The following is a 20,286-nucleotide window of genomic DNA, read 5'->3' on the forward strand; positions in this document are numbered from 1 at the left end:
TTTCCTTACTTACAAGTCAGGAAACGATCTTGATCAATGTCTTGATGGTGTTGTAGGATACTTTTTTTATATGTTTGGAGGTACGGGAAGTTTTCTTAAAACCTTTATCAATAAAGTTGACAACTGGGAATATTCGAGGATAATGATTTCGCACTAAATGCATAAATTTTTCAATTCCTTTTTTTCCTCTCCAGCTTCCATTAATTAGATGGATAGCGTACGATTCTTTATCTAAATAAATTGAGTTTCCTACTAATATATTGGATGGGAGAATGAGCATATTCTCTTTTAAGATTTGTTCTTTGTCTTGATAGGTATATCCGTATTTTTCGGCGACTGGGGTTATTACAGAACCTATTATTACTTTTTTTAAATCGATGGTTCCGTCATCAGCAAATAATTGTAGATTCTTGTATTGGTCTAAACAATCTTTAATGTAAGGATGTTTGGGTACTGAAGCAAAAATGGCACCTTGAATAGCAAAACCCATTATTGGTTTTCCGGCAGTTTTAGGCAGGAAGGAAGAATTTAAACGCTGCATTCCCCCATCTTCTTCAAACAATCCAGGATGTATTTCATGGGCACTAAAAAACCCATAATCAAACCATTCTTCTTTAAAGGGTTTAAGTATTCGAACATCTGAATCTAGATATAGTCCGCCCTCAGTATATAAGGCATATAGACGAATGTAATCTGCCGCGAAAGCCCATTTTTTGGCCAGCAATGCCTCTTTTACAAAAGGTATCGAATCAAAATCAAAACTATCCTTGTCCCACAAACGGATATTAAATTCTGGCAAATGAATTTTCCAAGTTTCAATACATTCTTTTATAAATGGAGTATATTCTTCTCCGCTAAACCAGCATATATGAATTGTTTTTGGAATCATAATTTATTATCCTTTTTTAGATTAAACTCTATAAAACCTCCCTAAGAACTTGCTGATTTTAATAGCTATTTGTTTTTTTCTAATTTCTCTTCTCGAGTGCGCTAAAATTGGACTTTTAGAATATTCCCAGTATACTACATCTTCTTTTCTTGGTATTCTCCCTTTAAAAAATCTTGCAAAGTGATTTATTCTCCAAGGTTTTGAACTTCCTAATGCATGAATCATGGTTGCTTCTCCGGGAATAAAACCCATTCCGTCTTTTCCAATGTAACTGATCTTACCATGATAGGCTTCGATAGTTGCGTTTAAAGCATCTTGATCTGATTTATCAAAAAACTGAAATCCTTCCCTTCTTAATATGGTTGAATTATGCACCTGATTTAGAAATATCGATTTATCTAGTCCGCCTATTGCGTCGCCCATTCGCTCTTGAAGTTTAATCCACAACGTTAAAAAAGAAATATTTTTTTTACTGAGTCCAACAAAACCGCCGTTTACATAAATCTGGTTTTTAAACTGTAAATCAATATTATAATTTTTAAAATAGTCTCTCCATCCTTGTCTGCGCGGATGAAATTCTTGTAAAGGCGAATTAATGTCTTCGCAAACGGCCACACCGCATTGAACCCATTGTTCAAAGCATGTCCACGAATCAACAACAACAATATCTGGATCAAAATAAAATAGCGCATCTGCATCTTTTGCAGGTCCTTCCCATAGTTCCAGCATAAAATCTGGTTTGTAATTCGTAAGACTGTAGCTCGTAACGAGCTGCAAAAAAACGAGTTGAATGCCGTCAACAGGACTTACGGTAATTGCGTCCTTCCATTTACCAATGTGTTCTTTTTTGTCTTTTGAAACCCAATCTGGCAATGATCCTCGATAACCTACATAAACAGTTCCACGAAACCCTTTTATGTATAACGAATTAGAAAGGGTAGCAACTCCATAATGGTAATGTCCCTCAAATAAGGTGCAAACAGCTGAAATCATATCTTATTATGTTCTTTTTTTATAAAACGTGCAGTACTCCTGTCTAAATTCATTTACAGGCTTTTATTATTTACAATGATGACTTATGAGACATCTTCATATTCTTGATTTTTTAGTAGAAGAATATGATACAAACAAAACAGAACAGTTTGGACGACGGATACTAATCCTAAAGCTATATTAAAATATAAAACTCCTCTCAAATTGCTCAAATCCAGCAGACTTGCAAAACCAATAATGGCAATTAAATTGATTAAAATTACCGCTATTGGCGACATCGCCCAGCCTCGTGAACTATATAAATTAAAAACGATTCCGCTGAATAATCCAATACAGCTGCTGATAATGCTTAATAATAATTCAAACGATAATCCTTCATAAGCATCTCCTAGAAGCCATAAAATTGGAGCGGGAAATAAATAAACCGCCAGCACAATTAAACTTAGTAAAACCGCCAAAAATCCCATTATTTGAAAAAAGCGTGTCAATAAAAGGTATTTTTTCGTCGCCAATTTGGCAAATCGCGGCACTATTAATGTTGCAATAATTACATTAAAAATTGTTAGCATTACGCTCAATCTGCCTAAGGCTCCCAATTGTGCCAATGAAGTTGTGTTACCAAAAACTGAAATCAGCCAAATTGTAATCTGACCCGAAAGACAGTAATAAATTGAGGTTGGTAAAATGCGTTTGACTAAGCTTAATATTTCCTTTTTTACTTTCAAATCTGGCTGTTGATCTTTGGCAGCCATGCTGTACACAATTTTTCGTAAACCAATATTTCCCCAGATTCTAGGTATTCCTGCCGCCAAAATGGCTACAAAAGAAAATGGAAAAATAAACATGGTTAATGCCGAAAGTATTAACCTCACAATTCCCACGCCGACTTGATTTTTCTGCAAAGGCAAAATCGTCTGATTCAATTTCGGAATAATTTCTAATAACGAGTCGGACAAAGCTGCATAAAAAGCAGGAATCAAAGCTATTACAATGAAAATTGCTGCAATCCAGCTGGCTCCATTGTGCAGTAATAAATAAAATAAGATTGGTACGGAAACTAATAAGCTTGCTACTGCAAATTTTTTCCTTAAATCTAAACCTGTTGCCAAAACGGCACCCATTTTTTCTTTATTCTCCCACACTTTTCCGCCCTGTGCCATTACTCCGGTAATTATTCCTCCATCAGCAAGAACAGTCATTGTCCCGAGCATGGTATTGGCCAAAGTATAAAAAGCATATTCCTGAACAGACAACAATCGAATTATTAAAATTCCAGAAGCAAATCCTAAAGCCTGTATCAGAATTTGCGCACTTCCTGTAATTGAAATTAATTTGCCCCAATTGATAACAGTATCATACTTAGGGTGTTGTTTGAGCTTTATCAAAATATTTTTCAAGAAATAGAAATAAAAAGATTAAAAAATAGATTCTTTTTTACAATTGTTAAGTTTAACCTTTCCCAATTCCTTTAATCTGAAAACCAATTGCGGCTAATTTTTCTGTATCTAAAATGTTACGCCCGTCAAATACAAAAGCAGGTTTGTACATATTGATGTAAATCGAATTCCAATCGTAGGTTTTAAATTCATCCCACTCGGTTAAAACAGCAACTGCATGCGCCTGATGGAGCGCTTCAATTGGTGATTGGTAAACAAAAATCTGCTTGAGTTTTAAATCGATTTTTTGTTCTGTGAGTCCTTTTAATTCCCATAAATAGCGCATATCGTCTTTGACTTTTGCTTCAGAAACTTTAGGATCATACACATGAATTTCTGCTCCATCTTCAATAAGATGTTCCGCTACATAGATCGCCGCCGATTCACGGGTGTCATTGGTATCTTTTTTAAATGCCCAACCTAAAAATGTTATTTTTTTACCGCTGACTGTATTAAAAAGAGAGGTAATAATTTTTTTTGCAAAACGATATTTTTGGTAATCATTTAGGATAATTATCTGCTCCCAATAATTGGCTACTTCTGGCAAATTAAAATAGCGGCACAAATAGACTAAGTTTAAAATATCTTTTTGAAAACAAGATCCTCCAAAACCTACGGAAGCTTTAAGAAATTTAGAACCAATTCTACTGTCAGTTCCAATTGCAGATGCAACCTCATCAACATCTGCTTCTGTGACTTCGCATAAAGCGGACAAGGCATTAATAGAAGAAATTCTCTGTGCTAAAAATGCATTGGCCGTTAATTTTGATAATTCTGAAGACCAAACATTCGTAGTTAAAATCTGTTCTGGAGACAGCCAATGTGCATAAATATCGACTAAAGATTGAATAGCTTTTTGACCGCTTTCTGTTTGGTTTCCTCCAATTAAAACACGGTCGGCATTTAATAAATCATTGATTGCTGTTCCTTCTGCCAAAAACTCAGGATTAGAAAGAACTTCAAATTTAAATCCGTTTCCAGTATGATCTAGAATAGTCTGCAAAGTCTCTGCTGTTCTAACCGGAAGTGTCGATTTTTCGACTATAATTTTATCGTTCTTCGCTATTCTGGCTATTTGTCTGGCGCATAACTCAACAAATTTTAAGTCAGCAGCCATTCCTTTGCCTTCTCCATAATTTTTTGTTGGTGTGTTTACAGCTATAAAAATCATATCTGCAGCTTCGATGGCGCTGTCTACTTCTGTAGAAAAAAACAAATTACGTCCTCTCGCTTCACGAACAACATCTGCAAGTCCAGGTTCATACACAGGAAGATTGTCTAAATTTTCATCATTCCATGCCGCAATACGGCTTTTATTTAAATCGACAACAGTTACTTTAATTTCTGGACATTTCAATGCGATAACAGACATTGTAGGACCACCTACATAACCAGCACCTAAGCAGCAAATATTTTTGATTTTCATTTAAATATCTTTTTTGGGAGGCGAATAATTTTCGTTTTTGGAAACCAGTTAGTTATTCGAAGTAATTCATTATCGAAAAACCGCATTCTTTTAAAAGCTGCTCTTTTCTCATTAATTTTATATCAGACTGCATCATTTCCTGTACTAATTCAGATAACTCATATTGACATTCCCAGCCTAGTTTCTTTTTAGCTTTTGTAGGATCGCCTATTAGTAAATCTACTTCTGTTGGTCTAAAATATTCTGGATCTACTGCCAATACTTCTTTCCCAATTGGAAGCTGATAATCTGGATTACTGCAAGAAGCTATATATCCTTTTTCATCTATACCTTTGCCTCTAAACTCTAATTCGATACCTACTTCGGCAAAACTCATTCGGACAAATTCGCGAACAGGGGTAGTTTTTCCTGTAGCAATTACCCAGTCTTCAGCTTCTTCTGCCTGCAAAATCATCCACATCATTCGCACATAATCTTTGGCATGTCCCCAATCTCTTTGGGCATCAAGATTTCCTAAATAAAGTTTATCCTGCAATCCCAACGCAATTCTTGAAGTTGCTCTGGTAATTTTACGTGTTACAAAAGTTTCTCCACGAATAGGAGATTCATGATTGAACAAAATACCATTGCAGGCGTACATTCCGTAAGCTTCTCTGTAATTTACCGTGATCCAGTAAGCGTACATTTTGGCTACTGCATAAGGTGATCTTGGATAAAAAGGCGTTGTTTCTGACTGTGGTACTTCTTGTACTTTTCCATACAACTCCGAAGTTGAAGCTTGATAGATTCGAGTTTTGTTTTCTAATCCAAGCAAACGAACAGCATCCAAAAGTCGCAGAGTTCCCAAGGCATCAACATTTCCTGTATATTCAGGAGTTTCAAAAGAAACTGCCACATGACTCATAGCAGCCAAATTATAGATTTCATCAGGTTGAATTTCCTGAATCAAACGCGTCAAATTTGTACTGTCGGTCATATCTCCATAATGCAGAATAAAATTTCTGTTTTCTATATGAGGATCTTGGTATAAATGGTCAATTCGATCGGTATTAAATGAAGACGAACGTCTTTTTAATCCGTGTACTATATAGCCTTTTTCTAATAAAAATTCACTTAAATAGGCTCCGTCTTGTCCTGTCACTCCTGTAATGAAGGCTGTTTTTTTTAATAGATTCATAATGTAATTATAAGGCACAAAGGCATTATGCTGCAATGTTGCAATGTTTGATAAAGTCTTATTTGTAAAGTTTTTTGGGAGAGATTTCCAGATTAAAAGAATGGACTGATTAGTAAATCTTTTCTTTTAAGTTTTCAATGTTTTCTAGAAACCAATTGTAGGTTTTTTGGATTCCTTCTTCTAAGTTCACTTGGTGTTTCCAGCCAATATTATGCATTTTAGAAACATCCATTAATTTTCGCGGAGTGCCGTCAGGTTTGCTTTCATCCCAAATAATATCTCCGGTATGACCCACAATCTTTTGTATCGTAACAGCCAGATCTTTAATGGTTAAATCTTCTCCTGTTCCTACGTTGTACAAATATCCCGGAAGCTGATTTTCTACAGCAAAAACTACGGCTTCTGCCATATCATCTACAAACAGAAATTCGCGCATGGGTTTACCAGTTCCCCAAAGTATTACAGAAGCATTATTATTTTCTTTAGCTTCATGAAATTTGCGAATCATAGCTGGCAGAACGTGAGAGCTGTTCAAATCAAAATTGTCGTGAATGCCGTATAAGTTTGTCGGCATCAAACTGACAAAATCTTTTTTAAACTGCTTGCGTATTGCTTGGCATAATTTTACGCCAGTAATTTTAGCCAAAGCATACCATTCGTTGGTACTTTCTAAAGATGCTGTTAGCAAATATTCTTCTTTTAATGGCTGCATCGCTAATTTTGGATAAATACATGAACTTCCTAAAAAGATAAATTTGCTTACGCCCAAATTATGCGCTTCGCTAATCAAGTTGTTTTGAATTTGCATGTTTTCCATCAAAAACTGATACGGATAATCATTATTAGCCAAAATTCCGCCCACTTTTGCAGCGGCATCAATAATAACGTCAGGTTTAATTTCTCCTAGAAAATCACGAACTGATTCTTGTTCTCTTAAATCCACTTCTGTACTGGAAGCTCCAATAAGATTATGATAACCTTTTGCAGTCAAGGTTCTCCAAATGGCACTTCCTACCATTCCCTTATGTCCAGCAATATATATTGCAGCATTTTTATCAATCATATCAGGCTCTTTTTTATTGATTCTTTTAAGAGTTTTATTTTATAATAATGGAGAAGCAATTGATTCTAATTGCTGGTAGACTTGTTTTACTTCCTGCGAATTTTCTTTTTGCAAAACCATTAGAGCATCGGCAGTATAAATCAAAATGCAATTTTTAACCCCAATAAAAGTGGTATGCATTGAAGTTCCTATTACAATATTTCTGTTGACATCTATTGGATGGTCTTTCTCAACCAAATAATCATAAACCGATTCAAAAGAACCCAAATCTGACCATTCAAACTGGGCTGGAACCACTTTTATATCCTTACTTCGCTCCATAACGGCATAATCAATGCTTATGGAAGGAATAGTAAGTGATAATTCATAATCTAAAAAACCATCTTTATTAGATTCCCAAACTGCTTTTGATGCCCAATAAACTTCTGGTTCCTGCTTTTCAAGTTCGCTTAAAAACTTTCCAGCTTTAAAACAAAAAAGGCCGCTATTCCAGAAATAATTTCCGTTTTTCAGATACATTTTTGCTGTTTCTAAATTTGGTTTTTCATGAAATGCAATTACATTTTCACCTTCAAATTCGATATAGCCGTAGCCCGTTTCTGGTTTTGCTGGTTTTATTCCAAAGGTTATTAGATAATCTCGATTGGCTAATGCAATTGCTTGTTGCAAAGCAGCTGGATATGAATCTTCGCCATCTATAATATGATCCGATGGTGTAATCAATAAAACATCTTCTGGCTTTGATGCAAAAGCTGCAAACGCAATTGCCGCAGCTGTGTTTCGGGGAACTGCCTCTATAATATGAGTAAAAGGTTTATTGAATTTGGACATAATGAGATTACTCATTTTGTAATTTTCAATATTTCCTACTACTATCATTTTGTTTGAAACATTTTGATTGCGGGCCACTGTTTTTTCGAAAAGCGACTCACCGTCAAAAAGTTCCAGATATTGTTTAGGCAGTGTTTTTCTGGAAAGAGGCCACAACCTGCTGCCAATTCCGCCAGTTAAAACAACATGTGTTACAGAACTAATTGCCATTAGAGTGCATTAAAATTTCTTTTTGATACACTTCATTACGAAGATTAGTGCTCGAAAAACGGTGGTCTCTGGTATTAAAATACAATTCGATTCCTTTTTCTTCACAATAGGTCCTTCCGGTAAAATCTCTGTCTTTGTATTCGTCACCTACAATGCGCACATCGAGAGTAAAAGATTTTAGAATGTCTTCTAAGTCTTGTTCTGTAGCGTACGGAACAATTTCATCAACAAACTTACACGCTTTTAACTGTATGTAACGCTCTACTACAGTTTGTGTTGGTTTATTTTTTGTCGGGCGATCTAATGTTGGATCTGTTTGTAGACCAACAATTAAATAATCACAATGTTGTTTTGCTTCTTCAAGCATTTTAACGTGCCCTGCATGTAACAAATCAAAAGCACTAAATGTTATTCCAGTTCTCATCTGCTTAATGTTTTAAATTAAAAAATATGTTTGTTAATGTAGAATTGTCGGGTAAAAAAATAAACCATTTTATTCGGGTTTCGGCGGTTTTTTTAAAATTTTGAATAAGGGTTCCCCGTGAATAGTTACATTCTAACTACTCAAAAAAGAAAAAATAAATGGTAAAAAACTTTTAAAATTTTGCTCCTATATTAGTATCAAAAAATTTTTATTTCTGCATTAAAAAGCTCGAAACCAAAATCAAATAATATCAATTTGTCTAGAACAATAATTTAAGATAAAATTATGATAATACGGCTGATGAGAAATTTCGTTTTTGTTGCTAAATGTCCTTAATAAGGAAATTTTAGCATAAAAACCATCAGTGATTTTAGTGTCCTCGAATTAAATTTACATCTTAGTTTGTATACAAAACCATATCATATCTTAATGATGGTTTCCAGATACTGCAGCATATAATTTAATGGAAAACATTTGGCTTACACCAATCAATGTATAGACTATTATCCATTAAAAGAGAATTACCAATATAACGGCTTAAGCTATTTTAAACAACTAATTTACAAATACAATAAATTAAGGATTATGAAATGGTATGTAGTATACACAAAACCTAAATGGGAAAAAAGAGCCGCAGAACAATTAACTAAGTTTAATATCAATTGTTATTGTCCTGTGATTAAAAAAATTCAACAAAGATCAGATAGGAAAATAAAGGTAGAAGTGCCATTGTTTAATCATTACATATTTGTACAATTAGCAGAAAAAGATAGAAACTTAGTATTTCATTCTCCTGGAGTAGTGCGATTTTTATTCTGGCTTGGAAGACATGCTATTGTAAAGGATCAAGAAATTGAGACTATTAAAGAATGGCTTAATACCGGAGACACAGCTTCAGAAATATCTGTTATGCAATACCAAATTGGAGATAAGATCCATTTAAATTCTGGTCCTTTTTGCGATCAAAATGCAGTGGTAAAAGACATTACAAAAACGCATTATGTTTTAATTCTAGAATCTTTAGGGTACGTTTTAAAAGTAAAGCATAAATCATAAAACGAAAAAAGAGTTTTTTAAGATATCCCTGATGATCTTAAGTAAACTCTTTTTTAAAATTTCAAAATGAAGATTGCGTTTTGAAAATTAATTATCTAATTGAAAAATCTGGCTTTTTTTGATTCCTAAAATCTTTACTAATTGGTCTAGCTTTGATAGTTTAAGATCGACCATTCCTTGTTCGATTTTTTCGTACTTTTTGACACTAATTTCCATTTGAATTGCAACATACTCGGGGGTGTGATTATTTTGCAACCGATACTCTCTAATTTTTAAATAGTAATTTTCCATAATCGTATTTTTTATTACTAATTCTAATTGGTTAAAGTTTGATTAATAATTAATTGCGATGGGTATTCTATCTCGTTTCACTAAAAAAAATGGATACATCAAATTTAAATATGAACTCTATTGAGACCTCTAAAACTTTTGAAATTTCGATTAATTTAGAGACCGTTAAATCAACATCGCCTCTTTCAATTTTGCCATAACCGCTGGTACTCATTTTTAATTCAGCAGCTACATATTCCCTAGTGAAATTTTTTAATTCTCTTATCTTTCTAATATTTTCGTATACACTGTATTTCATAAAAAGTAAAAAATAAAAAATATAAATAATCTTATTTGAAGTTACTGTTAGAACTATTACTAAATCTTGACAGTAAGTCATTCGTTATTTTTGTCTTATTTGTAAAAAAAACACATTTTTACGACAACTATTCAATTATTAATAAGGTTTAAAGCTAAATGACGGTTTTTCTTTATCATTCATTTTAAATTTTGATCAAAAATATATAATGTTTCGACTATTTAATAATAAATCTGTTCAACGTATTTTAAAATCCGATAAAATACAACATGTTACATTTTAAGGCTCCAAAAAGTGCTTCCTAATATTCAAAAATCCTTATTTTATAAGATAATAATCACGTAATTCTACGCACTTCAGGAACGTAATTGCTGCATAGCTACATTGAAAAAGAGAAATCAGAAGATTCTGATGAAGAGTTCAAACAAAAAAAATCCGTTAACTATTAATGTCGGCTTTAAAAGCTTTTTTAATAGTTAACGGATGGAGTTATAAAATATTATGCTTATTGAGTTACCAGAAACTGCGGATAAGGATTAGAAGTTGTATTGATAATTACAGTTGACACTCCTTCTTTTACATTGACTAACAATTTACTAAGCGCTGAGTTTGACTTAAAATCGTTATTCATAAATATAGCGGAGTATTTACTATTCCAATCTCCATCAACCGCAAGAGAAGTTACATTACTTGTAATTGTCGAGTTTAATATACTTGCGTAAACCGGGTTGTATAAAACAGATGAAAATATTGGAGCAGCATCAGAGAAATTACAGCCTTCTATAAAGGTTGTAATAGCTTTAATAGTTGATTTTGTATTTGAATTACCAGAAAAATTAACACTGTACAAAGAAATCTCTCCACTGCTGATAGTGTAATTTCCTGTGTAGCCCGTAAAATCACTATTGGCAACCAGCGGATAATTGTTTGAGGCTAAAGCAAGTGCATTTTGTCCGCCGCTAAATTTACAATTTACCCAGGCATTTAAATTATCTGCCCTTGTCGCTAGCATAGAAACGGCTGTGGTACAATTAATAAACTGGCTTCTGTAAAACATTGTTTTGTCAACAAAGCTAGAATTGTCAGAAACACCACCTGCAAGAGGATCTTGAAAGAAACCTTTTCCACAGTTTACAAAAGAAATATTGTCTAGGAAATTATTATCAAATCCCATCATTTTATCCAGATGAATTCCATTAGTTTGATCTCTAAACACTACATATTTCAGCCACACATAAGCCATATGTTGTGTTCCGTAGTTTTGTGACGAATAAACGCCTGTACTTCCACCTTGAAGCGTTAAATGTGCTAATACAAAATTAGCATCCTGACCGCCTGTAAGTGATATTAAAGGAAAATCGTCTTTTAAACCAACAATAACTGTTTTACCAGTACCTTTTCCTGTAATTCCGTGAAGTTTGTCAAGAGGAATTTTTAAAGTTGAACTAATATAAAAAACACCTTCTGGAAGTTCCGCGATTCCTGCATTATTAATTAAGTTCTGAATATAGGTTGTACTATCGGGTTTACCATTTCTGTCGTTTCTCCAATTTGCACCCAGCGGATCTGGTAAAGTTTCCCAGTTTGGTCGAGCCCACGCTGTGTATTTTGTTCCTAAAATAGAACTGCTTAAATTTGAAATTACCGTCGAATTGCCAATTGCTGCTGTTTGTTCAACACCATTATATTTTATAGAATTACTCGTATCGACATTTCCCCAGAGATCATATCCTGTTACAGTTCCGCTTCCTCTTTTGTATCCTCCTACAGCACCTATCATAGTCATATTGGTTCTTGCTGAAATTACATCAAATTCTGTGGTAAGTTTTTTATTCAATATCGAAACGTTGGCAGCATCAATATCAAAAGCTCCTGTACGAACTGCAGAATAATTATTACCACCACCTAAGTCGGTAATTTTAACATTCCCCATATTGCTGGCCTTAAACATTGCAAAAGTTCCCTTTCCTTCAAGGTTCCATCCCTCAGCATCAATACCAACAAATGTAGCAGACTTTAAATTATCCATTTCTGTTGTATTCGCGTGAGGCGTCAAAAAGTTAGTATGCAAATGTACATTACCATAACTAGGAGTTGTTGAATTTCCTTTCATAGTAAGAACTGTAGCTACTCCGCCAGATTGATGCTTTATAAATTTATTGTTTCTAAAATAACCCGACTGACTACAGTCTACTAATATAGGACCTCCAAAATTTATAAATGAGTTATTTTCAAACGTTGCATTTGTAGCTTTTAAAGTTGCCCATTTAATTGATTTTAAAGTGCAATTAGAAATTACTCCTCCTGCCTGAAGCGTGATTGTCTTATCGGCTGGAAGCAGGTATTCTATAACAACGCCTGTACTTCCTGCGGCTATTGTAATATTAGAAAACAAATTTAAAGACGGATGTCCGTATAATTTTTGATTACTTTTCATGACAATGTCCACGCCAGAATAATCTCCCTTTTCTAATCTTACTGAACCATATTTGTCTAAAGCCTGCTGAAGAGTCGCTTTTTGGGTAACTGGTAATAAATAAGCATTAAAATAGTCATTTTCTTCCTGCTGATTATTAACAACTGGAGTTTCTGGAGTTTTAACCGGCGCCTCATCAATTGCATAATGATAGTTTTGTGAAAAAACTGCAGTTGAAAAGAGTAAAAAGTAAATTAGATGTTTCATTGTCCCGATATAATATAGGAATTTGTGCCTGTTTTTCTAAGAAATCCAAACCTTACATTTCCAGCAGTACTAGTAAACTTTCCGCTTCCAGCTGCATTATAATTAATTGTTACACCAGAAGCCGCTTGTATTGTTAACACCGCACCATTATGTGCTTCTAGATTAATAGTTTCACCAATTGCCATGCTTCCAAAGTCAGAAGTCAACGTTAATGTAGATGAAGCTGTACATTCTATTGTATTATTTACATCTCCAGCCGCAATGTTTCTGGATGAAGTAAATGAAACGATTGCTGATCTAAATGGAGTACTTGATGTTCCTCCTGCTGTTTTTGCATACAAAGCATAAGGTACGCTCAAAAGCTGGGTAACTCCTGTAATATTGTAATTAGATCCTCCCTTAACGTCTACTTGAGTTTCTATAAAATAAGGTCCTTTATCCCAAGCGATTTTACTAACAATCTCCTGTACCAATTGTTCCTGTACCAATTTCAAGAGAAACCAGACCATTTGCATTTGTAGTAACAGAATGTGTTTCCAGATAAACATTAGTTCCTGTTGCAGTGCCTTGATGCACAATAATTCGAAGGCTGACTCTCGAATTAACAACCAAACTATTATCTTGGGCTCGAACAATTGCCTGGTAGCTCATTTTCTCAGGTGATTGTGCAAATACCTTAAGCGTAACAGTCACAAATAATAATAAAAGGGTATATGCCAGTTTCATTCTCTTTTTATTTTTTTAGTTTTTTATTATTTTAAAAGATTTCAAAATTTTGTTGTCATTATACACCACAAGTATATAAATAGATGGACTTAGATAACTAAAGCTGACTTGTGCTTCAGTTTGATTAATTGTGTTTTGTTTTAAAAGTCTGCCTTGAATATCATAAAGCTTGTAGGACCTTTGACCGCTTTCCAGCTCTAATCCGGTCATGCTTACGGTAACAAAATCTATTGTTGGATTTGGGAAAACGAATATTTCTGTTGTAGGTTTGTCAACTTCTGGAGTGCCTAAATTGGCATCTTTTTCTTGATGCTGTATTCCTTGAGCAACATTATATACAGATTCTTCTCCTATATAAGTGTAAAATACTTGTCCAATTGAGTAGGTAACGGTTCCAGAACTTCCAGTCGCATTACTTCCAGATGTAATTATGGTTTCCATAATATCGTTGGCCGGCGTACTTTGACTAATTCCTAAAAAAGGAATGAAAAACAGTGCAATTATGTGTAGGTTAGTATATTTCGCTCTTAAATACTTCACAGTTTATATCCTATATTTTGTTTATACTGCAAAAATATTTAATTTCAAAAATTAATCGATATAATTAAATTTAATTCCGATTAAACGCACCAAATGTAGTATTTTAATGACTTTTTACTTACATTGAAAAAGTTAAAAAAAATTAATTTGATGGTTAACAAAGCAATTTGGGAAAATAAATTTAACTACACGAAACAATTAAGATGAAATGTTTTTGGCTCGCAATAGAAACGAATGTTATCTATGAAATAACGCTGCAATATTTTATAAATTATATAAGAACATCAGTTTTATCTAATCTTCAATACAGCTGTCTATATAATTTATAATTCACATTTATTAGGCATGCAAATAAACATAATTCATTTAATTAACATATATCTATTTGATTTTAAATCACTTAATCAAAAATATAAAATTAATTATTTCTTTTAATAAATGGATTAACTCCAAAATATTTTTTTCAAAAGGAAAAAAATTAACCTAAATCATATTCCTTTTTAAAATTTAAGAATTTGACACAAAAAGGATGTTAAAAAATGAAAAATAACGATGAAAGGCTATCATCAATTTTTGATAAATTATGTCTTCTTTAATTTAAAAAATGCTTTTCATCGATAATAATAGCTTTATATAGAAAATGCAAGTATTAATGAAATATTTTTCCTTTTTTTGATCAACTTATTGAATAATAAGCTGTAAATACTATTTTAATATAAAGACAATATTTAGGCTAAAACCAATCAAAATTCTTACATCTATTTACTAACCAAGCAGAAATGCAAATAAAAAAAAATGTAATCTTTTCCTACTAATAAACTGTAAGCCAATAAATTAAATTCTGTTCTTTTAGTCCCAACGCTAATATTATCATATTATTTTGCTCAAACTTTAATTTTAATATAATTTAAAATGAAAAGACCTAACAACAATAGTTTAAAAAAAGGAATAAAAGGGACAAAAATGGAATATCCAAACCGTCCGCTGCACGAGCTTTTTGCACAACAAGCTGAAATATCTCCCAATTCAATAGCACTTGAATTCGAAAACGAAAAGATTACCTACAGCGCATTAGCAAAAACAGTAAACCAAATAGCTCATTATTTTGCTGCTAAAGGTTTATCTTCTGGACAAATTGTTGCTGTGTCTATGGATCGAAGCCCAAACTTAATTGCTTCTCTTTTGGCAATTTTACAATGTGGAGCTGCCTATTTGCCTTTAGATCCAAAATTTCCCGCTGAACGTTTGGAATTTATGCTCGAAGATTCTGAAGCTAGTTTTCTGCTAACCACAAAAGCACTTTCAGGCTCGCTGCCAAATTCATCCAAAAATATAGTGATCGAAGATGTATTGGCTTCATTAGAACAATTTGCTGTAGAACCGCTTTCTATTTCAGTCGATCCAAAAGCAGTTGCTTATATGATGTATACTTCTGGATCTACCGGAAAACCTAAAGGTGTAACTGTAACCCACAAAAACTTAGTGAACTTTCTTTTCAGCATGGCGATTGAACCAGGCATAAGTGCAGAAGATAAACTATTGTCTATTACCACTATTTCATTTGATATTGCTGGATTAGAATTATTTCTTCCTTTAATAAAAGGTGCCGCTGTCGTTTTTGCAGATCATGACACTACTCGTGACGGACAGTTATTATTGAATCTTTTGCAAAAGAAACAAATTACAATACTTCAAGCTACACCAACTACTTGGCAGTTGCTGCTTGATTCTGGCTGGGAAACTCCGCTTGCTTTAAAAGCACTTTGCGGCGGCGAAGCTCTGCCTTTGAACCTTGCCCGCCAGCTAACTTCGAGATGCAATTCTCTTTGGAATATGTACGGACCAACAGAAACTACTATTTGGTCTGCCGTAAAACAAATTAAGGCAGATGATGAATTAATAACAATTGGACTGCCAATTGCAAACACACAAATTTATTTATTAGATGAACAGCGTCAAATTGTTACAACAGGAGCAATTGGAGAAATAGTTATTGGCGGAGACGGAGTCGCAGAAGGTTACTGGAAACGTCCAGAACTTACAGCCGAAAAATTCATTCCAAATCCGTTTTCTAATGACCCAGATTCGATTTTATATCGTACGGGAGATTTAGGTAAAATTTTACCAAATGGAGAGTTTCAATGTTTAGGACGTATCGATCATCAAGTAAAAATTAGAGGCCACCGCATTGAGCTAGGTGAAATAGAAGCTACTTTAAATACTTTATCTGGTATAAAACAATCCGCAGTAATTGTCAGCAATCACTTTGGGAATGAAGACAAAATTGTGGCTTATTTAAAATCTAGTGAACAAATACAAGATGAAAAACAAATACACGAAGCACTTTCAAAAGTTTTACCAGAAATATTAATACCCTCTAAATACATTTGGGTTGATGATTTCCCGATAACTCCTAATGGAAAAATTGACAAAAAGAATTTACCCGTTCCTGAATATAATAGACCAGACTCTGCTCCTCTTTTTAAGAAACCAAACACACAATTAGAAAAAGATATTGCAAAAATCTGGAGCGAAGAATTGAAAATATCAAGTATTGGAATCGATGATGACTTTTTCGATATGGGTGGCAGCTCTGTATTAGCACAAAAAGTAACTACATTAATGAAACAGCAATTATCGAAAGATGTACCTGTTTCTAAAATTTATATTCATCCAACAATTCGAGAACTTGCAGCTATTTTAGAAGAAAATAACAGCGATACTGCCAACGAAGACTTATTTAAATTTAAGGAAACTAATAAAACAACTTCTCCAGACATTGCAATAATTGGGATGGCTGGAAGATTTCCTGGTTCTGACACCATAGACGAATTGTGGGAAAATCTAAGAGATGGAAAAGAAACAATTTCATTATTTACAAAAGAGGAATTAGACAGCAGTTTACCCGAAAGCCTTCGTAAAGATCCGCTTTATATAGGCGCTAGAGGAATTCTGCCTTCAGCTAAAACATTTGATGCTAATTTCTTCGGATTAAATCCGCAACTTGCCGCAGCAATGGATCCACAAATCCGAATATTTTTAGAAATATCATTTGAAGCGCTGGAACAATCTGGTCATCTTCCTAAACATTATAAAGGAAGCATTGGCGTATATTCTGGCAGTGAAATCAATTCTTATTACGAAAACAATATATTTAACAACAAAGAACTAAAAAGCTCAATTGGCGAATTACAGATCTATACCGTAAACGGAAAAGATTTTATTGCACCGCGTACTTCTTATCATTTAAATTTAAAAGGACCATCTGTTAGTGTACATTCCGCATGTTCTACTTCACTATTAGCAGTTGCGGAAGCCGTAAAAGCCATAAGAACTGGCATGTGTGATATAGCTCTTGCAGGAGGATCGAGCGTTACTGCACCTATTAATAGCGGTCATCTTTACGATGATGGATTTATTAAAAGCCCCGACGGTTCTACCCGATCTTTTGATGCTTCTGGAAAAGGCACGGTTTTTAGTGACGGCGCCGGAGTAGTTGTACTTAAAAAATTGGAAGAAGCAGAAAAAGATGGAGATATTATATATGGCGTAATTAAAGGAGTTGGTGTAAATAATGACGGAGGAGACAAAGGCAGTTTTATGGCACCAAGTCCTAAAGGTCAGGCGGGAGCAATAATTAATGCTTTTAATGATGCTCAAATATCACCTTCAACAATTAGTTATATGGAAGCACATGGTACTGCGACTCCAATTGGTGATCCGATAGAAATTGAAGGACTTAAAATTGCTTACGGCAGACAAGAAAAAAATAATTATTGCGCATTAGGTTCTATAAAAAGCAACATGGGCCACACTACAGCTGCGGCCGGAGTTGCAGGATTAATCAAGGTATTATTGGCAATGCGCTATAAGCAAATACCGCCTATGGTTAATTTTACTAAACCAAATCCGAATATCGATTTTGACAATAGTCCTTTTTACATCAATAATAAATTAATTGATTGGAAAGCAGACAGTATAAGAAGAGCCGGCGTAAGTTCTTTTGGAATTGGCAGTACAAATGTTCATGCCATTGTTGAAGAATATGAAGCGAAACCTTTAATATCTTCAGCTGGAAGACCACTTGAAATATTAATGTGGTCTGCAAAAAGCCAAAACAGTTTATTGGGTTATGAAAATGCGCTGGGACATTTTATTGACAAATCAAAAGAAATTCCTTTAGCAGACATTTCTTATTCTTTGAATATAACGAGAGATGACTTTAACCACAGAAGTTTTTTAATAGCAGATTCTACAAAAAGTGCTGCCGAAAAATTACTTTGCCTAAAAACAAAAAGTTCTAAAACCTCTTTATTAAAAAGTGTCCCTAACGAAATTGGGTTTCTTTTTCCAGGTCAAGGTTCCCAATATGTAAAAATGGGTAAAACACTTTATGACAATGAAAAAGTATATCGTGACGCTGTAGACAAATGCGCCGAGCTTTTAATGGACGAGTTGCAGCTAGATATACGTGATATAATTTATCCGCAGATCAAATCGAACGAAGCAGAAGAACTTCTAAAAGATACTCGTTTAACACAGCCTTCTTTATTTGTCACAGAATATGCATTATCGCAGTTATGGCTGAGCTGGGGAATAAAACCGACTTTTCTCTGCGGTCATAGTATTGGCGAATTTGCAGCTGCACATTTAGCAGGAATACTAAGTTTGAAAGATGCATTACACATAGTTGCCGTAAGAGGAAGATTAATAAGCGAACTTCCCGGCGGCTCTATGCTTATTGTTCGAGTATCTATTGATAAATTAAACGAACTGATTCCTGATACACTTTCTGTTGCTGCCATAAATGCAAATCAGTTTTGTGTTGTTTCGGGTAAAAAAGAAGACATTGCTGCTTTTAATCAGGAGCTTGATGTTCAAGAAATTCCGAACAAGTTGCTTAATACAAGTCATGCATTTCATTCTTTCATGATGGAACCGATTTTAGACAACTTCAAGAATGAAATAGAAAAAATAAAATTAAACATTCCTCGCCTGCCAATTATTTCAACAGCAACAGGAACTTGGCTTACAGATACAGAAGCGACAAATTCAATGTATTGGGTTAATCAATTAAAAAACACAGTTCGATTTGCCGATGCTATGAATACAGCATTCGAGTTAGACGATTTTATTTTACTAGAAATTGGTCCTGGGCAAACCTTAACAACTCTCGCACGTCAACAGGCTGCGGGAAAAATCATCGCTGCTTTTCCTAGTTTGACTTTTCCAAAAGACGAAGAGGAAAATGAATACGCTACAATATTAAATACGCTAGGCGATTTATGGCTAAGAGGTATAAACCCAGACTGGAAAGCTTTTTACAAGGAACAGCAAAGACAAAAAATAGAATTACCTAGTTATGTTTTTGATCGCAAACCTTGCTGGATTGAACCTTTAGGTACAATTGAAACAATAGTCAAAAAATCAATAATCCAAGAAGAAATACCTGCAATTTCAATAGAATCTGATAACATAAACAATTCGTCAAATGATTCTAAAAAAGAATCTATTCTCTTTAAAATTTCAGAGATTATTAAAAATGCATCAGGCATAACATACGATTCAGATTCAGCGTCGTACAGTTTTTTAGAATTGGGATTAGATTCTTTATCACTTACTCAGTTATCCGGAAAATTGAAAAAAGAGTTTGATTTACCAATCACATTTAGACAGCTTAACGAAAGTTATTCAACGCCATCATTATTAGCCGATTATATAGAACTTAATTTACCCGAAGAGCATTCAATCAATAGTAATAATAAGCAAATTGAAATAGGCTCTGACCAAACTATTAAACCTAATATTTCTTCAAATGACATACAATTATCTTCCAATCAAAATCAAATTTCGTTAGAACAAATTGTACAGCAAATTCATCTTTTGAGTCAGAAAGTAGATCAATTACAAAATTATCAAAGCTCCTCAACAAACGGAAATTCTTCATTTACCCATCTAAAAGCAGAACATTTTGACACGGTTAAATTGAATACTAAAAATGGAAACGAAACAAATGGAACGAATGGGGTTCATAAAAAAGAAAAGTCTTTTGAAATTTCAAAACTCAATAATCACCATTCAAATGAAAATAATACTGCTGAAAAAAAGTATACAATAATGGCAAATGAACCTCCTGTTCAAGGCAGTAAACTGGGACGGGATGAAAACGGAAATCCGGCATGGTTTATACAAGATCCTACTCAAAATGGAAATTTTGTGAAGATCAAGTTATAAGAAACAGAT

At 33.8% G+C, this 20,286-nt stretch carries 16 protein-coding genes; 2 read left to right on the forward strand and 14 right to left on the reverse strand.

Features of this window, described 5'->3' with window-relative positions; translation table 11 throughout:
• Positions 1-16 precede the first annotated feature (16 nt).
• The 8 genes from QE431_RS15170 to QE431_RS15205 form a co-directional block, all read right to left on the reverse strand.
• The gene (locus QE431_RS15170) at positions 17-889 is read right to left on the reverse strand and encodes a glycosyltransferase family 32 protein (RefSeq protein ID WP_057116532.1); all 873 of its coding nucleotides are present in this window, start codon (positions 887-889) and stop codon (positions 17-19) included.
• A 21-nt stretch (positions 890-910) separates the two neighbouring features.
• Positions 911-1,882: a hypothetical protein gene (locus QE431_RS15175; protein WP_307297376.1), complete on the reverse strand. Its 972-nt coding sequence runs from the start codon at positions 1,880-1,882 to the stop codon at positions 911-913.
• 83 nt (positions 1,883-1,965) lie between these two features.
• Positions 1,966-3,267: a polysaccharide biosynthesis protein gene (locus QE431_RS15180; RefSeq protein WP_307297379.1), complete on the reverse strand. Its 1,302-nt coding sequence runs from the start codon at positions 3,265-3,267 to the stop codon at positions 1,966-1,968.
• A gap of 64 nt (positions 3,268-3,331) precedes the next feature.
• A complete protein-coding gene (locus QE431_RS15185) occupies positions 3,332-4,744 on the reverse strand; it encodes a UDP-glucose 6-dehydrogenase (protein ID WP_307297380.1) in 1,413 nt (470 codons plus the stop codon).
• A 52-nt stretch (positions 4,745-4,796) separates the two neighbouring features.
• Positions 4,797-5,921, reverse strand: a complete 1,125-nt coding sequence (gene gmd, locus QE431_RS15190; RefSeq protein ID WP_307297382.1) for a GDP-mannose 4,6-dehydratase — start codon at positions 5,919-5,921, stop codon at positions 4,797-4,799.
• Between the two features lie 109 nt (positions 5,922-6,030).
• The gene (locus QE431_RS15195; RefSeq protein ID WP_373428947.1) at positions 6,031-6,984 is read right to left on the reverse strand and encodes a GDP-L-fucose synthase family protein; all 954 of its coding nucleotides are present in this window, start codon (positions 6,982-6,984) and stop codon (positions 6,031-6,033) included.
• A 39-nt stretch (positions 6,985-7,023) separates the two neighbouring features.
• Entirely contained in the window at positions 7,024-8,025 is a 1,002-nt protein-coding gene (locus QE431_RS15200; protein ID WP_307297385.1) for a mannose-1-phosphate guanylyltransferase, read from the reverse strand.
• Positions 8,015-8,449: an adenylyltransferase/cytidyltransferase family protein gene (locus QE431_RS15205; protein WP_057116542.1), complete on the reverse strand. Its 435-nt coding sequence runs from the start codon at positions 8,447-8,449 to the stop codon at positions 8,015-8,017. The genes QE431_RS15200 and QE431_RS15205 overlap by 11 nt, the downstream gene beginning before the upstream one ends.
• A gap of 585 nt (positions 8,450-9,034) precedes the next feature.
• Between QE431_RS15205 and QE431_RS15210 the strand changes: the two genes are divergently transcribed.
• Entirely contained in the window at positions 9,035-9,505 is a 471-nt protein-coding gene (locus QE431_RS15210) for a UpxY family transcription antiterminator (RefSeq protein WP_057116543.1), read from the forward strand.
• Between the two features lie 87 nt (positions 9,506-9,592).
• On the opposite strand, the gene QE431_RS15215 is transcribed toward QE431_RS15210, so the two are convergent.
• The 6 genes from QE431_RS15215 to QE431_RS15240 form a co-directional block, all read right to left on the reverse strand.
• A complete protein-coding gene (locus QE431_RS15215; RefSeq protein WP_057116544.1) occupies positions 9,593-9,796 on the reverse strand; it encodes a helix-turn-helix transcriptional regulator in 204 nt (67 codons plus the stop codon).
• Between the two features lie 67 nt (positions 9,797-9,863).
• Positions 9,864-10,094 carry a helix-turn-helix transcriptional regulator gene (locus QE431_RS15220; RefSeq protein ID WP_144219045.1) on the reverse strand — a complete coding sequence of 77 codons (231 nt, stop codon included), beginning with the start codon at positions 10,092-10,094 and terminating at the stop codon, positions 9,864-9,866.
• A 505-nt stretch (positions 10,095-10,599) separates the two neighbouring features.
• On the reverse strand, positions 10,600-12,777 hold the full coding sequence (locus tag QE431_RS15225; RefSeq protein WP_307297396.1) for a hypothetical protein: 2,178 nt from the start codon (positions 12,775-12,777) through the stop codon (positions 10,600-10,602).
• Positions 12,774-13,286 (reverse strand): hypothetical protein, encoded by a 513-nt coding sequence (locus QE431_RS15230; RefSeq protein ID WP_307297397.1) that lies wholly within the window; start codon positions 13,284-13,286, stop codon positions 12,774-12,776. Before QE431_RS15230 ends, QE431_RS15225 begins: the two co-directional genes overlap by 4 nt.
• A complete protein-coding gene (locus tag QE431_RS15235) occupies positions 13,231-13,503 on the reverse strand; it encodes a hypothetical protein (RefSeq protein WP_307297399.1) in 273 nt (90 codons plus the stop codon). Before QE431_RS15235 ends, QE431_RS15230 begins: the two co-directional genes overlap by 56 nt.
• Positions 13,504-13,518: 15 nt before the next feature.
• On the reverse strand, positions 13,519-14,043 hold the full coding sequence (locus QE431_RS15240; protein WP_057116549.1) for a T9SS type A sorting domain-containing protein: 525 nt from the start codon (positions 14,041-14,043) through the stop codon (positions 13,519-13,521).
• Positions 14,044-14,955: 912 nt separating this feature from the next.
• Between QE431_RS15240 and QE431_RS15245 the strand changes: the two genes are divergently transcribed.
• Positions 14,956-20,277 carry a polyketide synthase gene (locus QE431_RS15245; protein WP_307297401.1) on the forward strand — a complete coding sequence of 1,774 codons (5,322 nt, stop codon included), beginning with the start codon at positions 14,956-14,958 and terminating at the stop codon, positions 20,275-20,277.
• Positions 20,278-20,286: the final 9 nt, after the last annotated feature.

Origin of the sequence: Flavobacterium sp. SORGH_AS_0622, assembly GCF_030818825.1 — a bacterium.
In the GTDB taxonomy this organism is placed as follows: Bacteria; Bacteroidota; Bacteroidia; order Flavobacteriales; family Flavobacteriaceae; genus Flavobacterium.